We start from the raw sequence: 20,833 nt of genomic DNA on the forward strand, positions 1-20,833 counted from the left end.
GGGAGCGCGTGGGGCAGGCCCGCCAGGAACGAACACCGTGACGAAGAAGAACCGCCGAGGAGCGGCCCGGGCCGCCCGCGCGGCGCAGCAGGCCGGCACTGACATGCCGTACACCGAGCTGCTGCGCGCCGCCGACACCCAGATCCATCCCGCCGTCGAGCCCGACCCGGCTCCGGCCCTCGCTCCCACCGCCACGCCCGCTGGAGGCCTTCGCATGCTCAAGCCCTGGTCCTCGACCACCCTTGTCCGTATCGACTCCGCCTACGACCAGGAGATGGCTGATCGGGCGGGCGGCAGCCGCTTCGCTGCCTACGTCCAGCAGAACCGCAAGTCCTTCGCCCCGTGGGACGACGAAGACCCGGACCCGGTCGAGTTCGCGGTCACGGCCTGGCGCACGGCGACCGGGCCGGTCATGTCCCCGGGTTACGTCCGCCTGCGCCCGGACCTGCACCGCGTACGCGCGGGCCGCGACGACTACGCCGGCGACCTGGCGATCACCATCGAGGTGCCGCTGCGCCACCACCACCTCGCGGCAGACCGGCTGCCCTACGGCTGGGCGGACTGGCAGGCGGCCCGCTACCAGCGCGGTGAGGACCGCTACCCGGCGCTGGAGGAGCCGGAGACGCACCAGAGCACGGTCGCGGTGCTGACGACCAGCACGGTACAGATCCTGGCGAGGGGCTGGCCGCTGCCGTCGCCCACTCTGGCCGACATCCAGGGCACCGGGCTGATCGCTCATGCCCGTGAGGCAGTGGACGTCCTGGTCGACGGCATCAATGACCACGGCGGGCCGGTCGTTGCCTGCCTTCTCGGCCAGGACTGACAGTGAGGAGTCGGCCGCGGCGAGGGGCCGCGGCCGGCGGCCGTCAGGTAGCGGCCATGGCGCGAAGTGCCGTGTGACCTTCACGGGAAAAGTCGTTGTGGCCAGCAGCAGCGGCTGAGACGGCGATGGCAGCGGCGTCCCCGATCCCGCACCAGCGTCGGCGTCGACCAGTTGGGGTGCTGCTTTGCCGAGAGCGGGTGTCCAGGTGCGCAGTGCATGCAGCTCGCGGGTGAAGCAGTCCGGGCTGCTGTTCGCCTTGAGAACCAGGTGCTGGCCTCCGGGGCGGCGCAGGAGGCGGTCGGTTGCAGTGGTACCGGGCCGGCTGAGGTCGGCGACGACCTCAGCCGGCCCAGTGAGGCGCGCTATCGCCTCGGAAAGGTTGCTGGTCACAGCGCGCCGATGGTCTTGAGGGCTTGGTCGGCGACCTGGCGGGGGGTGAGGTGGGTGGTGTCGATGACCTCGGCGTCGGCGGCGAGCCAGCCGTCGTACGCCTCGGTGTAAATGGGCAGCTTGCGGCGGCGGAAGACCCTGACCTTCTCGCTGCGCTCCTCGTTGTCGGGGAACTCGACGCTGCCGTTGATGCGGTCGAGGAGGGTTTCCGGGTCGGCGTGGAGAAGGAGGTGCTGGAGCGGAACGCCAGCGGCCTTGATGGCCCCGTGGATCTCGGCGGCGTAGTTCTGGCGCAGCAGGGTCATCGGGATGATCACCGGGTGGCCGTCGTTCTCCTGGTGGCAGCGGACGGCGAACTCGGCGACCAGGGGGCGCCAGGCGGGGTTGTCCTGGAAGTCCCGGTACTTGCTGGGGAAGACCTGGCGAAGGAGGAAGCCGACCTCCTCGGCGTCGAAGAGGACGGCGCCGGGCAGCTCCTTCTGCAGGGTGGTGGAGCAGGTGGTCTTGCCGCCGCCGAAGGGGCCGTTGAGCCAGATGATCACTGGTTTCTCTCTTTCGTCGCTGGAGCGCTGGTTGTTGCCAACTGCGGGAGCGGCCGGGGGTTACGACGTGCCGGCGCCGCTGACGGCGGTGTACTGCGGGGCGTGGGCGGCAACCGGGCTGGTGCTGGCGGCGATCGGGCTGGCCGGGTCGCTGCCGGTGCTGCTGATGCTGTCCGTGCTGTCGGGGGTGGTGTCGCCGTTCTTGCAGATCGCACTGTCGACGCACTTCGCGCTGTTCCCTCCAGCCGCCCGAAGGCGGCTGCTGACGGTGGATCGGACCGTGATCCGTACCTGCGGGACAGTCTCGATGCTGTTCGTCCCGGCGCTGGCCGCCACGGGTCCAGGGGCCGCGTTCCTGGGCCGCGTTCCTGGGCAGCGGCCTGGCGGTGGCGGCGGTCGGCGGGGCGGGTGCCGTGCTGGTGCTGGCTCGGGGGCGCCAGCCGCTGCCGGAGGCCCTGCCAGTGCCGGAGATGGCGGCCCGTGGCTGAGCGCGGACATGGGCCGGGCCCCGCGGTGCGGGGCCCGGTCGGTGTGCTGGTGGTGCTCAGGTCAGCTGGTGATCAGCTGCCAGTGGGTGACGGTGATGTCCTCCACCGCCCGGGCGCCCTGGCCATGTTCCGCGAGGCCGAAGCCGCCATGAAACAGGCCGAGTCCAAGACGAAGGCCCACGGGGCCGACGAGGAGCATCACCTCGACCCGGCGGCCGGACGGGAGGGTCGCCGGGTGGGTGGCGGTGACGAGGGCGGTTACGGCGCGGTCTCCTGTTGCAGGTCTACGACGAGTTCCATGGCGGAGTGGTCGCTCAGGCCACTCTCACGCGGTTCATGCAGGTAGCGGCAGGTGAGGATCCGCGTGCGGTGAGCGGCGGTGACCAGGGCGTGGTCGAAACGGTAGCCGTCGCCGGAGCGGCGTCCGAACCAGCTGTGCTCGACTGCCTCGGGCCACTGGGCGCGGAAGGCGTCGGTGAGGCCCGCCGCGGCGAAGGAGGAGTAGAAGTCGTACTCCCACTGGCCATAGACGCGGTGGTGCGGGGTGTGGTCGGGCTCCACCACGTTGAGGTCGCCAGCGACGACGACCAGGCCGCCATGGGCGGTGAGGGCGGGCAGTGCGGCGCTCACCGCACTCTGGAAGGCCCGCTTGTCCTCGTTGCGTCGCTCCTTGGGCCCGCGGGAGGGCACATACAGACCAGCGACGGTGATCGGGGTGTCGGCGAGGCACAGGGCCGCGGCGGGGAAGCGATGGGGCAGGAACTGCACCGGGCAGAGTGCGGCGGCGAGGCCGGGGTGGCGGGAGGCGATGACGGTGCGGTAGTCGTCACCGCCCCATGGGGCGATCACGGCCCGGTAACCGGCGTCGCTGAGCTCCTGGACCAGCACATCGCCGCTGCTCCCGCCGGAAACTTCCGTGAGGACCGCGACGTCGGCGCCCTCCTGGCCGGCCAGCCAGTCGACCTGCCGCACGGTGCGGGCGGCCGCTGCGTGCTGGACGTTCCACGTCATCAGCCGCAGCCGGTCGGTGGCCGGCTCGTGCACGGCGGTGCGGTGGGTGAACAGCGAGGCTTGGTCGGCGGCGGTCACGGCTTCTCCAGCTCGTCGAGGAAGACCTCCCCGGCGGCGTCCAGCTGCTTCTGGACGCGCCCGCAGGTCTCCCGGATGAACGCCATGTCGTCGCCGGACAGCTCCTCGCCCAGGCACAGCAGGTTCTTCTCGACCTGCTCGGCGGTGGTGAACCCGGTCAACACGGCGCAGTTGTCGGCGTGCTGGAGAACGTACCGGATCGCGACGCGAGCCAGGTCCGCCGACGAGGGGCCGAAACGCTCGCGCAGCGGCTCCAGGCCCTGCTGGAGGATCCGCAGGAACGGCTCGGTGAACCACGCCTTGCGCCCGCGGATGTCGCCCTCGCCGAAGGCCGGCGGCCGATCGGGGTCGTACTTGCCCAGCAGCAACCCCTGCGCGAGGGGCTTGTTCGCCAGCACTGACACGCCGCGCTCCGCGGCGAACGCGAACAGGTCCTGCTGGCCTTCGCCCGCGAGCGGGGTCAGGGCGTTGAACCGCACCGACAGGTAGTCCGGGCGGATGACCTCGAACAACTGGCGGAACCGCGCGTGCTTGTCCTCCCGCTGCGCCTTGGGGAGCGTGAGGCGGTCGGTGGCCAGGCGGTGCGGGCCGCGCATCCCGATGGCACGGATCAGACCCCGGCGCTGGAAGTCGCGCATCTGCTCGACGGCGCCTTCCAGGTAGCGGTCCGCCTTGCCGAAGGAGTTCGTGTGGAGGAAGTAGATGTCCAGGTGGTCGGTGCGCAGGTTGCGCAGGGTCGTCTCCAGTTGGTGGCGCATGTGTTCGGGCTCGTAGGCGTGCTCGGCGGTGCCGGCGAAGTACCCGACCTTGCTCGACAGCACCACGGAGTCCCGGTCGACGTCGGCCAGGAACCGTCCGATCAGCCGCTCGGAGTGGCCGTGGCCGTACACGTCGGCGGTGTCGAACAGGTTCGCGCCGAGCTGGTGCGCCCGGCGCAGACCGAGCAGCGACTCGCGGTCGTCCGCGTTCGCCCAGCCCATAGGCAGGCCCAGGTTGTGGCCGGGGCCGCCGATCGCCCAGCAACCGACCGCCACCGGGTTGACCGTCAACTCCCGTGTCAGGAGACGGCTTTCTACACCATTCACTCTTCTACCCTTCCGTAAGTTTCCGCCACAAACCATGACGAAAGTGACTATGGTGTGGCGCGTGAACACCGACACCGAACTTGATCTCAGCGCGATCATGGCCGCCGGTTGGGCGACCCCCGCAGACTTCACCCCCGCCGAGTACGCGCGAGCCGAAGCGTTCTACGCCGCGATGCGCGCCCACGACACCAGGCTGCTGGCCCTGCGGGAGCAGGCCGCTGGCCTGATCCGACAGTGGACGGGACGCGAGCCACGCGACGTCGGCTCTCTGGGCACCCGCCTCAACCTCGAGACGTCCGACCTGGACCTCGGCATCGGCTACCCGGTCGCCGACCGGGACCACCTGATGCAGGCCCTCGCCGACCGGACGACGTTCCTCGGGGAGCGCAAGACGTCGTTCTCCACGACCCGGCTCGTCTTCTCCTTCATCTTGGAAGGGGTCGAGGTCGACCTGTCCGCGCTGACGGAGGAGGACTTCGCGGTCGCCTGCCGGATGCTCGACCAGATCGCCGAGACGATGACCGAGGAGGAGCGCGTCTGCCACCTGTGGGTCAAGCACCTGCTGCGCGAGCAGGGCCGCCTTGACGACTACGCGAAGTGGAAGCTCGTCACCTACGCCCGGTTCTGCCCCGAGTTCAACTGGGTGCCGATCAGGGAGAAGGCCAGTTCCTGATCCGCGCCGCCCCTGGGTGGGCCGCCCCCGGCACCGGGGGCGGCCCACCTGCGTCAGGTCCCGCAAGGGTCGGCCGCGTTGATCAGCGCCCACTCGCGGTTGCCCAGCCAGCGCCGGTGCTCGGCCCGCAGCAAGGCGGCCCGGTCGTCGGGCAGCGCCAGGGCCGCCTTGCGGACGGCGCCGTCCACACGGCGGGCCAGCTGCGCGATCTCCTCCTCCAGCACCGTCCGCAGCCGCCCCTGCAGGCCGGCCCCGCCGCCCTCCACGCCCATCGACAGGGGGGTGCTCTCGATCGCGTGCAGCATGTGCCCCAGCACCGTGTACGCCGAGTCCTTCAGGACCACCCGGGCCGCGCGCACAGCCCGCCACGCGTCACCCTGCTCCAGGACCTTCTCCAGCGACTTGAGCGTGTAGTCCAGGGCGAAGTTCCGGTCGATCCACAGCTGCGCCCACTCGGAGGCGATGCCGATCCGCCAGTCCGCGAAGTCGGCGTCCTGGCGGCCCATCGAGGGCCGGACCGCGCCTGCCAGGCCCCGGTTCTGCACCTCCCGGGTGTACGCGGCGCCGATCAGGCACTCCATGGAGACGAGCATGTAGGAGATGCCCTGGTGGAGAGGCCGTCCGGTGGTGTACTTCGCGACGAAGGCTTCGTCGCGCACTCCGGCGACGATCTCCTCGACGGACAGGTGCGGCAGGGGGCGCAGGAGCAGGTCGGTGCGGCCCTGGAAGGTATGGGTCGCCTTCAGCTCCGGCAGAGTCATCAGATGGTCGAACGTGATGTACGTGTAGCGGGTCGGGACACCGAGTGCGGACAGGGTCCGGATCGCCAGCGCGTTCTGCTCGGAGGTCGTCTCCTTGTTGAAGCGCTCCAGGATGGAGTCGACGCCGGACTCGACGCCGAACAGGCACCGTCGCAGGCCCCGCTCGACCAGCTCCCGCCACATGGCCGCCCTCTCCACGTGCCAGTCCTTGTCGTGGTCGGGGTGCACGACCTGCTCGATGCGGCAGCTGGTTTCCCACTGGAATCCGGCGTCGTTAATCGTGCCGGCCACTGCCAGCGCCCTGGGGACGGCGTCCGGACCGCGGCCGACGTACTCCTCGTCCACCACGTACAGGACGCGGCTGGTGTCGGGGTGGCGGTCGAAGACCAAGCCGACCTCGTGCAGGAACCACGGGAGCAGGTTGGCGTTCGCCCCTGCCCACTTCCCCTTGTGGTCGCGGGGGCAGAACGAGCACGCGCTGACACAGCCGCGCGAGCATTCGGCCTGGGCGACCCCGTGGCAGTCCAGGGTGGCGTCCAGCAGGTCGAGCTCGGGCAGCAGGTCGCTCTCCTCGCTGCGGGCCGCGGCCGGCCGGGCGGTGCGGCGGATCGCCAACGTGCCTTCTCCGCGCGCGGCGCCCTGGTAGCCGATGCCCGGGATCTCCTCGCGGGTGATGTCGCCGTGCCAGTGCGCGAGGATGCCGCGGATCGTCGGCGCCCCCGCGCCCCGGGCTATCAGCAGCTTCGGGTAGGCGTCCAGGAGCTGCTTCTCGTTGCGGACGGTGAGGCTTCCGCCGGCCACGACCAGCGGGGGCTCGGGCAGCGAGTAGGCCGCGTCCAGTACCTCCACCATCAGGTCGTGCTGCCCGAACGTCGCGGAGATGCCGAGGATGTCGGGGGTGTTGTCGGCGATTTCCTTGAGCAGGTCGGGCAGCGTCACGCCGAGCTGCATGTCCATCAGCTCGGTGGTGCCCATGAGGGTGGAGCGCGAGCCCCGGGCGACGTCGCTGATCCCCAGGGGGAATCGCGGCAGCGGGAAGAACTCGGGGTGGTACAGCGCTGCCAGGAGCAGCCGCGGCCGTGACAGTCGGGTGACGGCGTACTCGTCCAGGTCCGCGAGCGAGAGCCACGAGTCAGGGTCGTCGAGTTCGATGTGGCCGGTGAGCCACGCGGGCCAGTGGCGGCTGTCGTGGCCCTGTCCGGAGAGGTCGGCGACGGCCCAGCGGCTGTCGGGGCGCTCGATGAGGACGAGGCGGCGGTCCAGGGTGCCGGTGACGCGCACGCGGCCGGCGAGGCCGCCGAGGTGGGTCTCCAGGTGCCGACGCAGCTCGTTGGGCCGGGTCCGGCAGGTGTCGGCCTCGGCCGCGGCCCGGTGGTGGTCGGCGCCCGGGGCGACTGCCTCCAGGAGGGGGGTCAGCCTGTCGGCCAGCGGGCCGGGCGTCAGCCGGTGCGGTAACGGCTGGGACTCTTGGGTGTTGGACATCGGTCCTCCGAAAGGTAGAACGCCGCCACGGAGCCGGGGGACCGGCAGCGGCGAGGGGAGGGGACAGGAAGGTGCGGCGCCGATTCCGGCGGGCGCTGGTGTGTCGATTCGAGTCGTAATCAGGACGCGAGCGCCGAGCGGGTTCTGACCGCTCTCTCGCTGCGGGTTGGTCGTTATCCGCGGGCTGGTGCGAGGCACCAGGCGGCGAGGCTGGCGGGGGTGGCGAGTAGTTGGTCCGGTTGGGCGGCGGTGAGGTCCTCGAGGTTCGCGTAGCCGTAGGCGACGGCGATCGCGGTCAGGTCAGCGGCGTGGGCGTGGCGGACATCGCTGCCGGTGTCGCCGATGTACGTCCTCGCCCCGTGCCAGGTGCGCAGGAACCGGAGCTTGTCGGTCTTGCTGCCCTGCTCGTCCCTGGAGAGCAGCACGCGAGGCATCGCCTCGGTGGGCAGGTCACGGGCGAGCAGAGCGCAGACGGTGCTTCCGTGGCTGCCGGTGACCACTGCGTACCCGGGCCCGGCTGCCAGTTCGGCCAGAGGTCCCACCAGCTCTGGAATGACGCCGCGTGGCTCTTCGGCGGCGGCTTGGTCGGTCAGCTGGGCGTGGAGCTTCCAGAACCGCTCCGCGGTCTCGAAGGCGACCCAGCGGGTCAGAGAGGCGCTGAGCACGCCCTGGTAGACGACGGGGAGCTCGCCCGGGCCGGCCAGGTCAGGAAGGTCCCACAGCCCCATCTCACGGCGGGCGTCCTGGTAGCAGCGCCACGCCCGCTCGCGGGAGTCGTGCAGGACACCGTCGAAGTCGAAGACGAGCATCAGGTCACCCCGCCCAGGGACACCACGGGCACACCGCACCAGGCAAGCAGCCCGGCGCGAGGCAACAGCCCCGGCAACTCGTCCAGCACGGTCCGGGCCTGAGGCCACGCCGACGGCGCGTCCAGCGGTGCGAGCAGCAGCACATCCCCTTCCCGTACCGGATGGAACCGGCCCCGGGCCCACCGCTCGACGGTCTTCAGCACGAGCGCCAGCTCCTCACCTGCCGGGCCGGGCCCGGCCTGGGGTGCGGGAGTGCCGCCGAAGGGCAGCCGGGGTTGCACCAGTGCTGCGGGCGGCTCCGTCCACCGGGCCACGACCGGCTCGGCCGCCCGCGGGCCGGCCGCAGCCTTGTTCAGGGTGCGCTGCAGGAGAGCGGCTGCGTCGGTCATGCCGCGCTGGAGCCGGTATGCCTCCCTGGCGGTCTCGGCCGCGCGCTGCACGTTGTAGGTCCGGGGAAGCTGCTCGCCGCGCGCTGCGCCGTAGCAAAGCACGGCCACGGCGAGCGCCTCGTGCCAGGGCTGTTCGCCGGGCAGGCGTCTGGCGAGGCTGTCGGCGACGGCGTCCAGAGAGCTGCCGAACGTGATGGTGAGCGCGGCCAGGTCGATCAGCGGGGTCAGCAGCTCGTTGTCACGGCGGTAGGCGTGGGCGAGGTGCCCCGTCTTACGGAGCCGCCCGTCAGCGTCGAGGAGCCACTTCTCCCCCTCGCACCGGTTGTCGGGTAGCCCCGGGGGGAGAACGGACAGCAGGTCGTGCAGCACCGTGGCGGCCTGGGTGCCGTCCGTACCGGTCAGGGCCTGGGCCAGCGCGAGCACTCCCGCAGGGACCGGCCTGGTGGATTCAGCGGTCTGCACCGGGAGCTGACTGGCACGGGCGAGCACGTAGTCCAGCGCCTCCTCCAGTCGGTCGGGCCCCGGCTGCGGGCCAAGCGGGGCCGTGGGAGTGACGTCTTCGCTCACCACGAGCGCGGGCGCCACGGCGAGCGTGACCGGGACGACTGGGTGCTGCAGCTCTGTGGCTGCGGCACGGGCGGAGCCGCCGAAGATCCCGGGCGGCACCCATGCTGCTACTGCCGCGTGCCGGATCCCGCCGGGCGTGCGCAGCTGGACGGCGGCCCGGGCGGGCGAGCGGCGGCGAACCCCCGGCCATGGGGCCAGGGCGGAGTTCTCCCGCCCGGGTGCGGGTGCGTCCAGGGACAGTGGCTGGTCAGCGCCAGGCCACTCGGCGTGGGCCTGAAGGTAGGCGGCCAGGGCGCCGGGATCCAGGCGGCGGGTGGACTGCCACTTCTCGCGGGGCAGCACGGTGACCGCGATGCCCGCCTTCCGCAGCGGCTGGACGTCGGCCGTGTCGAAGACCGGTACCAGCACCTCGGCTTCGGGCGTTTCCCGGGCCAAGGCCAGCAGCGTGCGGCCGGTTAGCGGCGGGTCGTCCACCAGGAGAATCCGCCGGTTGTCGGCGTCGAGATGCTCGCCGGGTCGGACACTGGTCACCTGCACGTCGACGCCGGCGGCCTTGAGGTGGGCGGCGATCAGCGGGGCCAGGTAGGCGCCGCCGGTGCGCACGCCTGCCACGAGGACCGGTCCGGTGTCGTGCCGGGCGTCCAGCCAGGTCTGGGCCAGAACGAGCATGTCCTGCCACTCGACTCCCTGGACGGCGAGGGATGCGGGCAGCCGTACGACCGACCGGTCCGACCGGAGCCAGAGGGGCAGGCGGCCGGCGACGGGTGCGATGACGGTGTCATCACCGGCCGCGAGTAGCCGGGCCGCCCGGTAGGTCGCCTCGTGCAGCACCTGTTCGCCCGGCTGGCCGGTATCACGGCAGCGGGTCCACAGGGCGGCCAGGGACTCGTAGCAGTGCAGGGCGGGTACGGGCTGCCCCGCCCGGGACGCGAGGTCCCGGGCGAGACGGCTGATGGTGAGCGGCCGGATGGCCGTCGGCATGCTCACGCGGCGGCCTCACGGCGGGCGACGGCGTGTACGAGGCGGCCCAGCTCGCGGTAGGGGCTGCGGGTGGAGGCGGCCCACTCCGTCTCGAGTGCTTCCTGGTACTCATCTTCGGTGGGCGTCCAGTCGTTGCGGTGGTCGTGGAAGATCCGCACGCCCTGCCACGGCAGCGGCGTGAGCTCGTTGGCCCGCGCGAGGTCGTCCAGGTGGGCGGGGGTGTCGCCGCGGGTGGTGATGCCGAGGTTGCCGACGCTGGCGGCCTGTCCGCTCTCGATCTGGGCCCGGGCCGATTCGTACCGGCCGGTCAAGGCCTCGCGCATGCCCACGGCCAGGCTGTTCTTCGTCAGGACGCTGAGGATGCCGCCGTCGGCGACGAGCCGGGCAAGGTGGGCCATGGGGGCGGCGGAGTCGGGCAGGTACATCACGACGCCGTGGCAGACAACCGCGGCGAACGCCCCGTCCTCGAACGGCAGGTTGTAGATGTCGCCGTCGGTGAGCGTCACCCGCTCGCTGATCCCGGCGGCGGCGACCCGTTGGGCCGCGGCGGCGAGCATGTCCGGGGACTTCTCCACGCCGACCACCTGGTGGCCGGCGGCCGTCAGGCGCAGCACCATCTCGCCGTCGCCGCAGCCGACGTCCAGAACGCGGACCGACCGGTCGCCGAGCTCTGCGAGGACCCGGCGCGCGGTGAGGTCGTGCCGCAGGCGGCCGCGGCCGCCGCTGGAGTACGCGGCGTAGCCGGTCTTGACGGTGCCGAAGTCGGCGGAGGGGTCGGTGGTCATGGGGTGTACTCCTTGGTCAGGGTGGGCCAGTGCTGTACGAGGTAGCGGAACGAGGGGTAGCGGTCGCCGCTGGCCAGGGCAGCGCCGGCGGATCCCGAGGGCGTGAACGTGCCTGCGCGGATGGCCTGGCGGATGCGGATCAGGCGCGGGATCCGGCTCGCCAGCTGCGGCACCCGGTCGCGGGCGTCTGCTTGCGGGAGCCAGGCCTTCAGCTGGTCGGGGCGCATCTCCTCCCACACGACGATGTCCGCGGGCACCTCGCCCAGCTGCATCGTGAGGAAGTGCGGCACGGCGGTTGTCCCGGGGGCGGCCGTGCGGTGGCCCAGCATGGTGACGGTGCCGGGGTAGCCGGTGCGCAGGGCCCTGAGATGGCGGGCGAACACGGCGTCGAGCCGACAGATCAGGCAGCCGCATACCGACCCGGTGCCGGTGAGGTCGTCAGGGGTGAAAGTCCGCTCAGGCACGCCCGCCGCCGGTCGCCGGGCCGTAGAGCCGGTAGTAGTCGTCGACGATGCCGGACTCGGCGAGAATCTCGTTGGTGGCGGCCAGGTTGTGTCCGGGCTGCAGCCGCTCATCGCCGCCGGCGAGGGCGACGGCGCCGACCGCGAGCCCGGCCAGGACCAAGTCCACGTAGCGGTTGGACAGGGACTCGGCGTGGTGGAAGTTGATCGGCATGCCGTGCCCGAGGACAAGGACCTCCGGGCCGTCGGCCAGCTGGTAGCTGGAACCGAGCACGCCTCGGTCCGTCACGTAGGCGCTGCCCTCGCGGAGTTCGTCCAGTCCGAACTCGTAGTTCCTGCTGGTGGTGCTGACCAGGACCGCTCGCGGCGGCAGGAGCCGGGCCTGCGCGAGGCCGAAGCTGCGGCTGCCGACACAGCCGAACACTAGCCGGGGCCGGTGGGCCCGCACGAGGGCACCGAGTGAGCGGCCGGTGAGGAAGCCTTCTTCGTGCGCGGCGACCAGGCGGGTGATGTCGGCGTCGTACACGGCGACCCGCATCCGCCGGCTTTCCAGGACGCGGGCGACCTCCTGGCCGATCCGGCCGAAGCCGAGTACGAGGGCGGCCTGGCCCTCGAACTTCTCGTCCGGCAGGAGCCGCAGAGTGTTGCGGACCGCCGCGTCGGCGATGCCGTAGGACTCGATCATGCCCTTCATGTCGCTCTCGGCCACGCTGAACAGCGGCAACGGCAGCTCGAGGCCTTCGACCTTCCGGATGCCGGAGGTCGTCTGTTCCACCAGCCCGATGAAGTGACCGGCCTGGTCGGGGAGATCGCGCAGCACGACGGGTAGGACGTAGCCTCCGTCGTCCATGACCACGCTCTGCTTGCCGGCGGAGGACACGCGGGTGATGTGGTCCGCGATGCCCTCCCGCAGGTCCCGGTAGCGCCACACAGCGATGCCGTGGCGGTGAACGAGGTGGGCGTCCACGCGGTGGGTGTGCGCGTAGGGGTACTCCTTGTCGATCACGGTCATGTGCGCCGGGTCCACACCGAGGGCGAGCAGGCTGTCGACCAGGACGAGGAAGTCGCGCATGTGGTGGATCGTCAGCAGCACGCCGACGCGGGCCAGCGGCTTGTCCGGCCAGCGTTCAGCCAGGCGGCTGGTGAGCGGCAGCTCGCAGACGGCTGCGGCGATCTCGGTTGTGGTGAACGGCAGGTGCCGCGCGACCGAAAAGAAGGCCTCCGCCTCGGCGGGAGTGCCCTGTTCGAAGGTGGCGATGAGACGGTGCGCGTGCTGGGCGGCGGCGGCCGGGTCCGCGGGGGTGGCCAGGGCCAGACGCCCGCGGCCGCCGTGGACGAGGGTGCACAGCCACGACGCCGACGCCTCGTCGCGCTGCACGCTGCGCACGTCGGGGCAGGCGCTGAGGCGGGCGGCCAGATCGGCGGCCAAGCGACGGACTTCGTCCGTGCTGGCGGCGACATCGACCGCGTGGACGAGCGGCGGCTTCACGGATACGGGCACGGGGCCCTCCTTTCGGGTGGGTTCGAGTCGGTTCGGCGAAACGGGGGTCAGCAGTCGCGGTCGAGGCTGAAGGTGGCGCAGCGGCCGGTGACACGCATGCCGCAGGCGACGAAGTCGGCCGGGTCCTGCTGGGTCACCGCGCGCACGCCGGCCAGGCGCTGGACGGCCGCCGCCGTGTGCGCCGCGGTGATCAGCCGGCGCCTGACCTCCGGCGTCGCGGCCCACACCTCGGCCAGCAGCAGCTCACTGCCCACCTCGTTACGCTGGGCCAGACCCAGCAGCAGCGACCCGGTCGCTGGGTCCAGCAGCAGGTTCCGGGTCTGGAACCGGGCGTCGTCCCGCCACCGCCGCAGCGTGGCCCGGGCGAACTCCTGCCCGTGGCGGCCAAGCTGCTGTGCCGATGCCGCCACGTAGGCGTCCAGATCCTCGACGCCCTCCGCAGTGACAGCGTCGAACGCACCCTCGGCCGGTATCCCGTGCAACACGGTGATGGGGTCAAGCTGGGTCCAGTCCGACCGGATGAAGAAGTCGGCGGCGCCGTCCCGGTCGGCCGGGACGTCCGTGGTCACCAACGGCCACCGAGCCGCGCCAACCACCGTGTCCAGCAACGCCGTGCCCAGCCCGGTCCGGCGGATCGACGGGGCGACAACTGGCCCCCACAGACGTGCCCTCGTCTCGCCGGGTTCAGGCCGACGCACCGCGCACCAGCCGACCATCTCCTGACGGTCACGAGCCACCGCCAGCACCGGCGGCTCACCGGTCAGCGCGTTGGCCAGCCTGGAGCGCACCAGCGAGGGGCTGACCGGGCGGTCGTCGCTGAAACCGGCAATGCATGGCTGCGCAAGGGCGGCGAGCTCGTCGCACAGAGGGTCGTCCAACTCGTGGACTAGGCCAATCCTGGGGTCAGGCATCACACTCTCCCGGGAGAAATAGGTGGGAACGCTCGCTCATCGGCGGGGCACCTTGGACAGCACGACGGCGGGAAACAGCGGCGAGATCGCCGACAGCAGGACCAGGTCGCAGGTGACCGCGAGGAAGGCGGCCTGCGGGCGGCGGCCGGCTCCCAGTTCCTGGACGGCCTCGGTGAGGTAGCCGTGCGCGGTGTCGCGGGCTACTTCGAGCTCGTCCGCGATCTGATCGTCGGTCAGGCCGGAGAGGAGCAGTTCCAGAGCCCTGCGTACGCGCGGCGGCATGCGCAGGCCGGCACCCGGGGCGGTCGGCATGCCGATCTCGGGTGTGGTGACCAGCCGGTAGGCGGCCGCGAGGGCCGATGCCTGGGGCAGGTGCTGCGCGCCAAGCAGGTCGCAGACTTTCTGGTCGGCGCCTCGGATGTCTTCCACCCGCAGACCTGCCTTGGCGCGCCGCCCAGCCCTCGGCCCTGGGGTGAGGACGAACCGGATGAGCCGAAGGTCGTGGTCGCCCAGTCGCGGCGCCGCGGGCATGAGCGGCGCCGCGAGCGCAGTCGTCATCGTGCTCACCGGGCCGCACCCGCCAGGGTCGCGGTCCTGGTGTCGGTCTGGTCCGGCACCCCGAAGTCGTTCTCTCGCCCGTCAGATCCCGAGACCACGCCTGCGCAGGCGGCTGCGGTGAGCCGCAGGGCGGTGTCGATCAGGGGGACGTGGCTGAAGGCCTGCGGGAAGTTCCCGACCTGGCGCTTGAGCCGCGGGTCCCACTCCTCGGCGAGCAGGCCGACGTCGTTGCGCAGCGAGAGCAGCCGGTCGAACAGCTCGCGGGCCTCCTGCACCCGCCCGATCATGGCGAGGTCGTCGGCGAGCCAGAAGGAGCAGGCGAGGAAGGCGCCCTCGTGGCCGGAGAGGCCGTCGACGTTGTTGCCCTCGTTGTCGTGGGTGGGATAGCGCAGGACGAAGCCGTCCTCGGTGGACAGTTCGCGCTGGATGGTCTCGATGGTGCCGATCACCCGCTTGTCGTCCGGCGGCAGGAAGCCGACCTGGGGGATGAGCAGCAGGGACGCGTCCAGCTCGCGGCCGCCGTAGTACTGGGTGAAGGTGTTGCGCTCCGGGTCGTAGCCCTTCTCGCAGACGTCCCGGTGGATGGTGTCGCGCAGCTCGCGCCAGCGCTCCAGCGGGCCGTCGGCGGGGGACTGCTCGATCAGCTTGATGGTGCGGTCGACGGCCACCCAGGCCATCACCTTGGAGTGGACGAAGTGGCGGCGCGGGCCACGGACCTCCCAGATGCCCTCGTCCGGCTCCTGCCAGTGCTGCTCCAGGTACTCGATCAGGCGCAGCTGGAGGTGGTGGGCGTGGTCGTTGCGGGTCAGTCCGGTCATGTGGGCCAGGTGCAGGGCCTCGACCACCTCGCCGTAGACGTCCAGCTGGAGCTGGCCCGCGGCGCCGTTGCCGACCCGCACCGGCTGGGAGCCCTCGTAGCCGGGCAGCCAGTCCAGGGTGGATTCGGTGAGCTCCCGCTGGCCGGTGATGGTGTACATGATCTGCAGGTTCTCGGGGTCGCCGGCGACGGCGCGCAGCAGCCACTCGCGCCAGGCCTGGGCCTCCTCGCGGTAACCGGTGCGAAGCAGGGAGGACAGGGTGATCGCCGCGTCGCGTAGCCAGGTGTAGCGGTAGTCCCAGTTGCGTTCGCCGCCGATGTCCTCGGGCAGGGAGGTGGTGGGGGCGGCGACGATGCCGCCGGTGGGGGCGTAGGTGAGCGCCTTGAGGGTGATCAGGGAGCGGACCACGGCCTCGCGGTAGGGGCCCTGGTAGGTGCACTGGCTGACCCAGTCGGACCAGAAGTGCTCGGTCAGCGCGAGCGAGTCCTCCGGGTCGGGGACCTCCGGCGAGGCCAGGTGGGAGGGCTGCCAGGTGAGCGCGAAGGTGATCCGCTCACCCGCAGCCACGGCGAAGTCGTGCTCGGCGGGGTGATCGAGGGTGCTGAAGGCCGGGGTGTCGAGCCAGAGGGAGTCGGGGCCGGCGACCGCGGTGGTGCGCAGCGTGGACTCGGTGGTGGTCTGGTGCAGCCAGGGGCGGACCCTGCCGTACGCGAAGCGAGCTCGCAGGCTGGAGCGCATCCGGACGCGTCCGGCTATCCCTTCCACGATGCGGATCACTACCGGGGTGTTCGGCGTGGCGGGCAGCTGGCGCGGCGGCATGAAGTCGATCACCCGTACGGTGCCGTCCTGGGCGTCCCACTCCTGTTCCAGGATCAGCGAGTCACCGCGGTAGCGGCGCCGGTCGGCACGGGGTGAACTGGCGCTGTCGGAGGCCGGGGTGGGGGAGACCGTCCAGGAGCCGTGGTCGTCGTTTCCGAGCAGGGCGGCGAAGACTGCGGGGGAGTCGAACTGGGGCAGGCACAGCCAGTTCAGGGCGCCGTCGCGGCGGATCAGGGCGGCGGTGTGCATGTCTCCGATGAGTGCGTGGTCCTCGATGGGTGCCATGGGGGTCCGATCTGACGGGTGGGTGGGTGCGCGTGAGGCCGAGACGACTACTGGGGGGGTGGGCCGGGCGAGCCTGGCCGCAGTGTTGATGTGGCGCTGGGCCGGGCTGGCGGGTTGGCGGCTGGGACGTCAGGCCGCTCGGGCGGAAGCCGGTGTCATGGACTTGGCCAGACGGGCCAGTTGCTCACCCATCACGCCCAGGGGAGCTTCGCCGGTCCCGGCCAGGGCCAGCAGCGAGCCGTCGCCCGCGATCATCAGGAGCAGCAGGGAGCCGTCCTTGTACACCGACACGTTGTGGTCCAGGGCCGGTGGCGCGGTCGGTGCCAGACCCGGGGCGCAGCCGCGGGCGCAGGAGACCAGACCGGTCACGGCGGCGGCGAGGCCGTCGATCACGTCGGCGGGGCGCTCGGGCCAGTGGGCGAGGACAAGTCCGTCGGGGCTGACCTGCAGGGCGGTGGTGGCGCTGGGGATGCCGGTGAGGAGGTCGGCCAGCTGCTGGGGCGCGAGGGCCTGGACGGCGGACTGCGAGAAGAGGGACACGGAATGTCGACTTTCAGGAAGCGAAGGTGGGGGTGGGCGGCGTACCGGGTTCGGCTGCTGACACGGGCGACGGCTGTTGGACGGCGGCCGCGGGCAGGTGGAGGCGGGCGTGCGTGCCGATCCCCGGAACGGAGTCGAGTTCGGCTCGGAAGCCGCCTGCGGCGCAGGCCAGTGCGACGGTCCGCAGTCCGAGCGGCCGGTTGCTGGTCGGTGTGGGGAGCGGTGGGCGGTGCCGCAGCAGGGCGAGGGCCTGCGCAAGGGTGAGGTCGTCCATCCCGGGGCCGGGATCGGTGATGGTTACCGCGGCGGCGCCCTGCGCGGTGCGTTCGACTGTCATCGTTGCCGCCCCGTCGACTTGGGCCGCAGCGCGCACGGCGTTGTCCAGGAGCTCGGCGATCGCCGCGAGTAGTGGCTCGACCACCGCGCCCGGCACAGCGAGGGCAGCGTCGCTCGGGCCGATGTGGACGCGCTGGTAGTGGGCGATCGCGCACTGGGCGCCTCGCGCGACCTCCAGGAGCGGGACCGCATTGGCGCGGCCTCGGGGCCAGGGGGCGCCGGCCAGCGCCCTGGCGCGCCGGGCGGCCCGCAGCGCCATGGCGTTGGTGTGGTCGATCGCCACCACGTCCTCGAGCTGTTCGGGGTCGGTGACGGTGGCGTGCCGCTGGTCGAGGCGCCGGCGTTGTTCGGTCAGGACGGCGTGCAGTGGCTTGATGCTGGCCAGCAGGTCCTGTCGGGCGTCGTCCTGCGCGCGGTGGAGCAGGCTCGCGATCTGCCAGGCGGCTTGCTGTACCTCCGGTGGAGCGTCTGGGGGCAGAGGCATTCCCGTGCACACCGCGCGGGCGATCCCTGGGAGGACCGTGCGGACGAACTCCTCAACGGTGGGGGCGGGCCTGGTTCGGGTCCTCGTTGCCACGTTGTCGAGAACGGCAGGGACTCCCAGTACGGCATTACCGCACGCTTGCGGGGCGGGTAACCGCCGGACCATGGCTCTTCTTCCTCTCTCGACTCCTGGAGACGCCAGGCGGTGTTCCGCTGCCGTCGTGTCCTGGGCGCCGCCGACCGGCCGGGCGCAGTGCACCGGGGGTTCCGGCCGGTCGGCGGCGAGATGCCGCGATCGGGCCCCGAACGGGACCTTCGCGGCGGTACGGTGGGGCTTCGGCTCCCGGGGGAACGCGCAACGACGAGGGCGCGGACCACCCCGGGGGCTGCCCGGGCTTTCCGGCTGCTGGTCAGGGCCAACGGTTGCGGCCCTGACCAGCCCGGTGCCGAGGACCGCGGACCCCTCGCCTCAGGTCGCGCGAGTCCGGGGCCGACATTCCGCCGTCCTGGCACCTCACCGGCCTCGTCACTTCCTCACCGAGGCCGGGCCGGGGGAGAGACACCCGCGTGGGGCGGCGCTCCCGGAGTGCGCGGTGAGCCTGGCGCCCCGAGAATCCGGCGCTGCTCTGCCGCGTCCCCGCCGAAGCGGCGGGGGTGGCCCGGCGGCCGGCCGGGTAGTGCGCAACCGGCCGCCGGGCTTTTGAGGGCGGGCCACCGGCGCAGTGGTGGACCCGCCCGCTCTAGGGGCCGATCGGCGGTTCTACCCGCTGCGGCCGTGATATCAGCCATCGGCGGCGAACCGGCGGCCCCTGCTGTCCGATGACGTGCCGCACCAATCCCGTGACCAGGCCTCGGAGAGCCGCAGTACTGGGCCGGGCGTGAACGGTCACCCGCTCGTCCTTGGGCTCCGCGGCCGCCATCAGCTTCTGGTTGACGGTCTGGTTCGCTCGGCGGCGCCAAGCCTGCACGGTGTGCTGGGCTCGGTACGGCGAGCGCCACATCCTGGGGTGCGGGGTGTAAGCCGCCGCGAGTCGAAGGCTCACGCCGCCGCCCCGTCATCACCGATGACGCCCCGTCGGCGTGTCCCTATCGTGCCGATCCTCGGCGCCGGACGCGCATCCTTGACCCGGCGATAGGCGTCCAGGACCGCGATGCGCTGCGCCGCCTGCTGTTCCGTGGAAGTCAGGGAAACCGAGTCGATCGCCTCGTCGTCCGGGTGGCCCTGGGTGAGGGAGAGAGCGACTTCGAACCAGGTTGTCTTCTCGTCCGCCAGCGCCTCGTAGCCGAAGCTGACGGCGTACAGGTTGATCAGCAGCAGCCCCCGGCCGGTCGTGGAGTCCGGACCGGCCTCGCGCGCTTTCGGCAGCGCGTCGGCCGCGGGGTCGGTCACGGAGATCCGCAGGCGGCCGGTGTCGCTTCGGAGCTCCGCCTTGACCTTGAGCTTGGCGTCCCGGGCCGTGGTTTCGCCGCCGAACCCGTGCTCGATCGCGTTGGTCAGCAGCTCCGACAGGAGGAGCTTCACTGTGTCTGCCTCTTCCTCCTCGAGGTGGAGGCCGGCACGGTGCAGCTCCAGCACGATCTTGCGCCGGGCTTCCCCAACTGCCTTGTGGCATACCGCAGTTGTTAAACCTACCGTGAGCATGACATTCCTCCGGTGCCAGTACAGGGTGTATCCGGGGAAGCGGCCGTGACGGTCGCGTTGAAGCAGGACCGGCGGCCCAGAGGTCGCCGAGTGGTGTTGACTTCGCGCCAGGGCGCCACGGCACGCCATGGCACAGCCGAGCAGCGATGGGCAGTTCACGCTCGCTCGCGGGTTCCATCGCTGGACCTTTAGACGCGACACCACTGCGGGTGTCGCCTTGGCCAGGTAGAAGCCCCAGCGTGCAGGCGTTCAGGCGCAGCACAGCTCAAAGTGGGCCGCGACAGCCAGGGTTGACTGCCCGTCATCGACCGCACCTATAGCGTGCTCCTTCTCGCGCCAGGTGGCAAGCTTGCCGCCATAATCGGCAAGAGATGCACTGACGTTCTATCGACTGCCGCACCCAGGAGGTGCGAAACTGCACCCGGACGCTCGCTCAGCGCACCCAGAAAGGGACGGAATTCGCACGATGCCCAACCAACGCGCTGCACCCACCGTCCGCCGTCGCCGCCTCGCCCGCGCACTTCGCACCTACCGTGCCAAGGCCGGACTGAGCGGCGAGCAGCTGGCGGAGCGGTTGGGACCCAAGTGGACCGGCCCGAAGATCTCCCGGATCGAGCACGCGAACGGCGCCATCACGGCCCTCGAGGTGAACGACTGGCTGAAGGCTTGCGGAGTCTCCGATCCGGACACCATCACAGCCTTGGAGGATGTGGCACGGAACGCCGGCAAGTCCGGGTGGTGGAGCAACTACGGAACCACAGCCGTCCCGCAGCACCTCGAGGATCTGATCTACGCCGAGGGGGAAGCGGAGTCGATCCGCAGCTACCACCCGAACGTCATCCCCGGCTGGCTCCAGACGGCTGCGTACGCCAAGGAGATCACCGCCGCGACCGCGTTCGGCATCCCTCCGGAGAACCACCCCGCGATCGTCGATCTCCGGATGCGCCGACAGGCGATTCTCACGCAGCCCGGCGGGCCGAAGTGGCGCTTCGTCCTACACGAAGCCCTGCTGATGCAGCGGTTCGTCTCACACCCGAACCTGATGGTGGACCAGCTCCGTCGGTTGCTGGACGTTGGCGACCTTCCCAATGTCGGGATCCAGATCATGCCCCTGACCGCCGGACCCCATCCCGGCGCTGGCGGGACCTTCACCGTGTTCCACTTCCCTCGGCCATGGCTGCCGATTGCTACGACCGAAGACCGCCAGGCCACGCGATACTTCGAGGGAGATGAGGTCGCTCGTGACTACGACGAAGCGCTCGACCGCATCCTCGCCGCAGCACTCCCCGTCGATGCATCGCGGGAGACGATCAAGAAACACATGGAAGGACACGCATCATGAGCAACACCCCCGAACCCGACACGGCCGTCGAGGGCCCGGCCAAGGACGAGCTGTACGCGCTCGACGCGTCCGGCCTGAAGCGCCGTACCTCCTCATTCAGCCAGAACAACGGCAACTGCGTCGAAGTTGCCTCCTTCCCCGAGGGCGGCCGTGTGCTGACCGACTCCAAGCGCCCGGACCGGAACGACCTGCGGTTCACCCCAGCTGAGTGGAAGGCATTCATCGCCGGCGTCAAGGCTGGCGAGTTCGACTGACTTGAGCCGGATGCGGCCT

General features: G+C 71.2%; 21 protein-coding genes. 4 read left to right on the forward strand and 17 right to left on the reverse strand.

Annotation, left to right across the window (positions count from 1 at the left end; all coding sequences use genetic code 11):
* Window positions 1-37: 37 nt before the first annotated feature.
* Window positions 38-823 (forward strand): hypothetical protein, encoded by a 786-nt coding sequence (locus IF30_RS0115295; protein ID WP_051710333.1) that lies wholly within the window; start codon window positions 38-40, stop codon window positions 821-823.
* 386 nt (window positions 824-1,209) lie between these two features.
* Here IF30_RS0115295 and IF30_RS0115300 read toward each other — a convergent pair whose 3' ends face one another.
* The 5 genes from IF30_RS0115300 to IF30_RS0115320 form a co-directional block, all read right to left on the reverse strand.
* On the reverse strand, window positions 1,210-1,755 hold the full coding sequence (locus IF30_RS0115300; protein ID WP_030237693.1) for an AAA family ATPase: 546 nt from the start codon (window positions 1,753-1,755) through the stop codon (window positions 1,210-1,212).
* Between the two features lie 60 nt (window positions 1,756-1,815).
* On the reverse strand, window positions 1,816-2,091 hold the full coding sequence (locus IF30_RS47840) for a hypothetical protein (protein ID WP_030237695.1): 276 nt from the start codon (window positions 2,089-2,091) through the stop codon (window positions 1,816-1,818).
* A 213-nt stretch (window positions 2,092-2,304) separates the two neighbouring features.
* Window positions 2,305-2,442, reverse strand: coding sequence for a hypothetical protein (locus IF30_RS47845; RefSeq protein ID WP_158835117.1), 138 nt, complete (start codon window positions 2,440-2,442; stop codon window positions 2,305-2,307).
* Between the two features lie 59 nt (window positions 2,443-2,501).
* Entirely contained in the window at window positions 2,502-3,332 is an 831-nt protein-coding gene (locus IF30_RS0115315) for an endonuclease/exonuclease/phosphatase family protein (protein WP_030237699.1), read from the reverse strand.
* Window positions 3,329-4,417, reverse strand: coding sequence for an aldo/keto reductase (locus IF30_RS0115320; protein WP_234322709.1), 1,089 nt, complete (start codon window positions 4,415-4,417; stop codon window positions 3,329-3,331). The genes IF30_RS0115315 and IF30_RS0115320 overlap by 4 nt, the downstream gene beginning before the upstream one ends.
* 61 nt (window positions 4,418-4,478) lie before the next feature.
* Here IF30_RS0115320 and IF30_RS0115325 point away from each other — a divergent pair, with 61 nt between their 5' ends.
* The gene (locus tag IF30_RS0115325; RefSeq protein ID WP_234322710.1) at window positions 4,479-5,090 is read left to right on the forward strand and encodes a hypothetical protein; all 612 of its coding nucleotides are present in this window, start codon (window positions 4,479-4,481) and stop codon (window positions 5,088-5,090) included.
* A gap of 53 nt (window positions 5,091-5,143) precedes the next feature.
* Here the strand turns inward: IF30_RS0115325 and IF30_RS0115330 are convergent, their stop codons facing one another.
* From IF30_RS0115330 to IF30_RS43605, 12 genes are all read right to left on the reverse strand, one after another.
* Entirely contained in the window at window positions 5,144-7,333 is a 2,190-nt protein-coding gene (locus IF30_RS0115330) for a radical SAM protein (RefSeq protein WP_199807869.1), read from the reverse strand.
* A 173-nt stretch (window positions 7,334-7,506) separates the two neighbouring features.
* Window positions 7,507-8,142 carry an HAD family hydrolase gene (locus IF30_RS0115335; RefSeq protein WP_030237711.1) on the reverse strand — a complete coding sequence of 212 codons (636 nt, stop codon included), beginning with the start codon at window positions 8,140-8,142 and terminating at the stop codon, window positions 7,507-7,509.
* The gene (locus IF30_RS0115340; RefSeq protein WP_158835120.1) at window positions 8,142-10,085 is read right to left on the reverse strand and encodes a phosphoribosyltransferase; all 1,944 of its coding nucleotides are present in this window, start codon (window positions 10,083-10,085) and stop codon (window positions 8,142-8,144) included. The genes IF30_RS0115335 and IF30_RS0115340 overlap by 1 nt, the downstream gene beginning before the upstream one ends.
* Entirely contained in the window at window positions 10,082-10,864 is a 783-nt protein-coding gene (locus IF30_RS0115345) for a class I SAM-dependent methyltransferase (protein ID WP_030237715.1), read from the reverse strand. Before IF30_RS0115345 ends, IF30_RS0115340 begins: the two co-directional genes overlap by 4 nt.
* A complete protein-coding gene (locus tag IF30_RS0115350) occupies window positions 10,861-11,328 on the reverse strand; it encodes a hypothetical protein (protein WP_158835123.1) in 468 nt (155 codons plus the stop codon). Before IF30_RS0115350 ends, IF30_RS0115345 begins: the two co-directional genes overlap by 4 nt.
* Window positions 11,321-12,826, reverse strand: coding sequence for an NAD(P)-dependent oxidoreductase (locus tag IF30_RS0115355; RefSeq protein ID WP_158835126.1), 1,506 nt, complete (start codon window positions 12,824-12,826; stop codon window positions 11,321-11,323). Before IF30_RS0115355 ends, IF30_RS0115350 begins: the two co-directional genes overlap by 8 nt.
* Window positions 12,827-12,873: 47 nt before the next feature.
* The gene (locus IF30_RS0115360) at window positions 12,874-13,737 is read right to left on the reverse strand and encodes a GNAT family N-acetyltransferase (protein ID WP_030237724.1); all 864 of its coding nucleotides are present in this window, start codon (window positions 13,735-13,737) and stop codon (window positions 12,874-12,876) included.
* Window positions 13,738-13,773: 36 nt separating this feature from the next.
* Window positions 13,774-14,166, reverse strand: a complete 393-nt coding sequence (locus IF30_RS0115365) for a LuxR C-terminal-related transcriptional regulator (protein ID WP_030237727.1) — start codon at window positions 14,164-14,166, stop codon at window positions 13,774-13,776.
* Between the two features lie 134 nt (window positions 14,167-14,300).
* Window positions 14,301-16,217: a glycoside hydrolase family 15 protein gene (locus IF30_RS0115370; protein WP_078891403.1), complete on the reverse strand. Its 1,917-nt coding sequence runs from the start codon at window positions 16,215-16,217 to the stop codon at window positions 14,301-14,303.
* Window positions 16,218-16,346: 129 nt separating this feature from the next.
* Window positions 16,347-16,757, reverse strand: coding sequence for a roadblock/LC7 domain-containing protein (locus tag IF30_RS0115375; protein WP_030237733.1), 411 nt, complete (start codon window positions 16,755-16,757; stop codon window positions 16,347-16,349).
* Between the two features lie 13 nt (window positions 16,758-16,770).
* Window positions 16,771-17,577: an ATP-binding protein gene (locus tag IF30_RS0115380; protein ID WP_030237736.1), complete on the reverse strand. Its 807-nt coding sequence runs from the start codon at window positions 17,575-17,577 to the stop codon at window positions 16,771-16,773.
* A gap of 1,038 nt (window positions 17,578-18,615) precedes the next feature.
* Window positions 18,616-19,218, reverse strand: a complete 603-nt coding sequence (locus IF30_RS43605) for an ATP-binding protein (protein WP_234322711.1) — start codon at window positions 19,216-19,218, stop codon at window positions 18,616-18,618.
* A gap of 466 nt (window positions 19,219-19,684) precedes the next feature.
* On the opposite strand from IF30_RS43605, the gene IF30_RS0115390 reads away from it, so the two are divergent.
* Together IF30_RS0115390 and IF30_RS0115395 are read left to right on the forward strand one after the other, a co-directional pair.
* Complete coding sequence (locus tag IF30_RS0115390) at window positions 19,685-20,560, forward strand: helix-turn-helix domain-containing protein (protein WP_030237742.1); 876 nt, start codon at window positions 19,685-19,687, stop codon at window positions 20,558-20,560.
* Window positions 20,557-20,814 carry a DUF397 domain-containing protein gene (locus IF30_RS0115395; RefSeq protein ID WP_078891405.1) on the forward strand — a complete coding sequence of 86 codons (258 nt, stop codon included), beginning with the start codon at window positions 20,557-20,559 and terminating at the stop codon, window positions 20,812-20,814. Before IF30_RS0115390 ends, IF30_RS0115395 begins: the two co-directional genes overlap by 4 nt.
* Window positions 20,815-20,833: the final 19 nt, after the last annotated feature.

The organism is Streptomyces sp. NRRL S-350 (genome assembly GCF_000719705.1).
Classification (GTDB): Bacteria; Actinomycetota; Actinomycetes; order Streptomycetales; family Streptomycetaceae; genus Kitasatospora.

Excerpts from the sequence above, each read along its gene's own strand:
- IF30_RS0115360 (WP_030237724.1), bottom strand. The coding sequence starts at position 13,737 with ATGCCTGACCCCAGGATTGGCCTAGTCCACGAGTTGGACGACCCTCTG.
- IF30_RS0115390 (WP_030237742.1), top strand. The coding sequence starts at position 19,685 with ATGCCCAACCAACGCGCTGCACCCACCGTCCGCCGTCGCCGCCTCGCC.
- IF30_RS0115330 (WP_199807869.1), bottom strand. The coding sequence starts at position 7,333 with ATGTCCAACACCCAAGAGTCCCAGCCGTTACCGCACCGGCTGACGCCC.
- IF30_RS0115370 (WP_078891403.1), bottom strand. The coding sequence starts at position 16,217 with ATGGCACCCATCGAGGACCACGCACTCATCGGAGACATGCACACCGCC.
- IF30_RS43605 (WP_234322711.1), bottom strand. The coding sequence starts at position 19,218 with ATGCTCACGGTAGGTTTAACAACTGCGGTATGCCACAAGGCAGTTGGG.
- IF30_RS0115380 (WP_030237736.1), bottom strand. The coding sequence starts at position 17,577 with ATGCCTCTGCCCCCAGACGCTCCACCGGAGGTACAGCAAGCCGCCTGG.
- IF30_RS0115395 (WP_078891405.1), top strand. The coding sequence starts at position 20,557 with ATGAGCAACACCCCCGAACCCGACACGGCCGTCGAGGGCCCGGCCAAG.
- IF30_RS0115335 (WP_030237711.1), bottom strand. The coding sequence starts at position 8,142 with ATGCTCGTCTTCGACTTCGACGGTGTCCTGCACGACTCCCGCGAGCGG.
- IF30_RS0115345 (WP_030237715.1), bottom strand. The coding sequence starts at position 10,864 with ATGACCACCGACCCCTCCGCCGACTTCGGCACCGTCAAGACCGGCTAC.
- IF30_RS47845 (WP_158835117.1), bottom strand. The coding sequence starts at position 2,442 with ATGCTCCTCGTCGGCCCCGTGGGCCTTCGTCTTGGACTCGGCCTGTTT.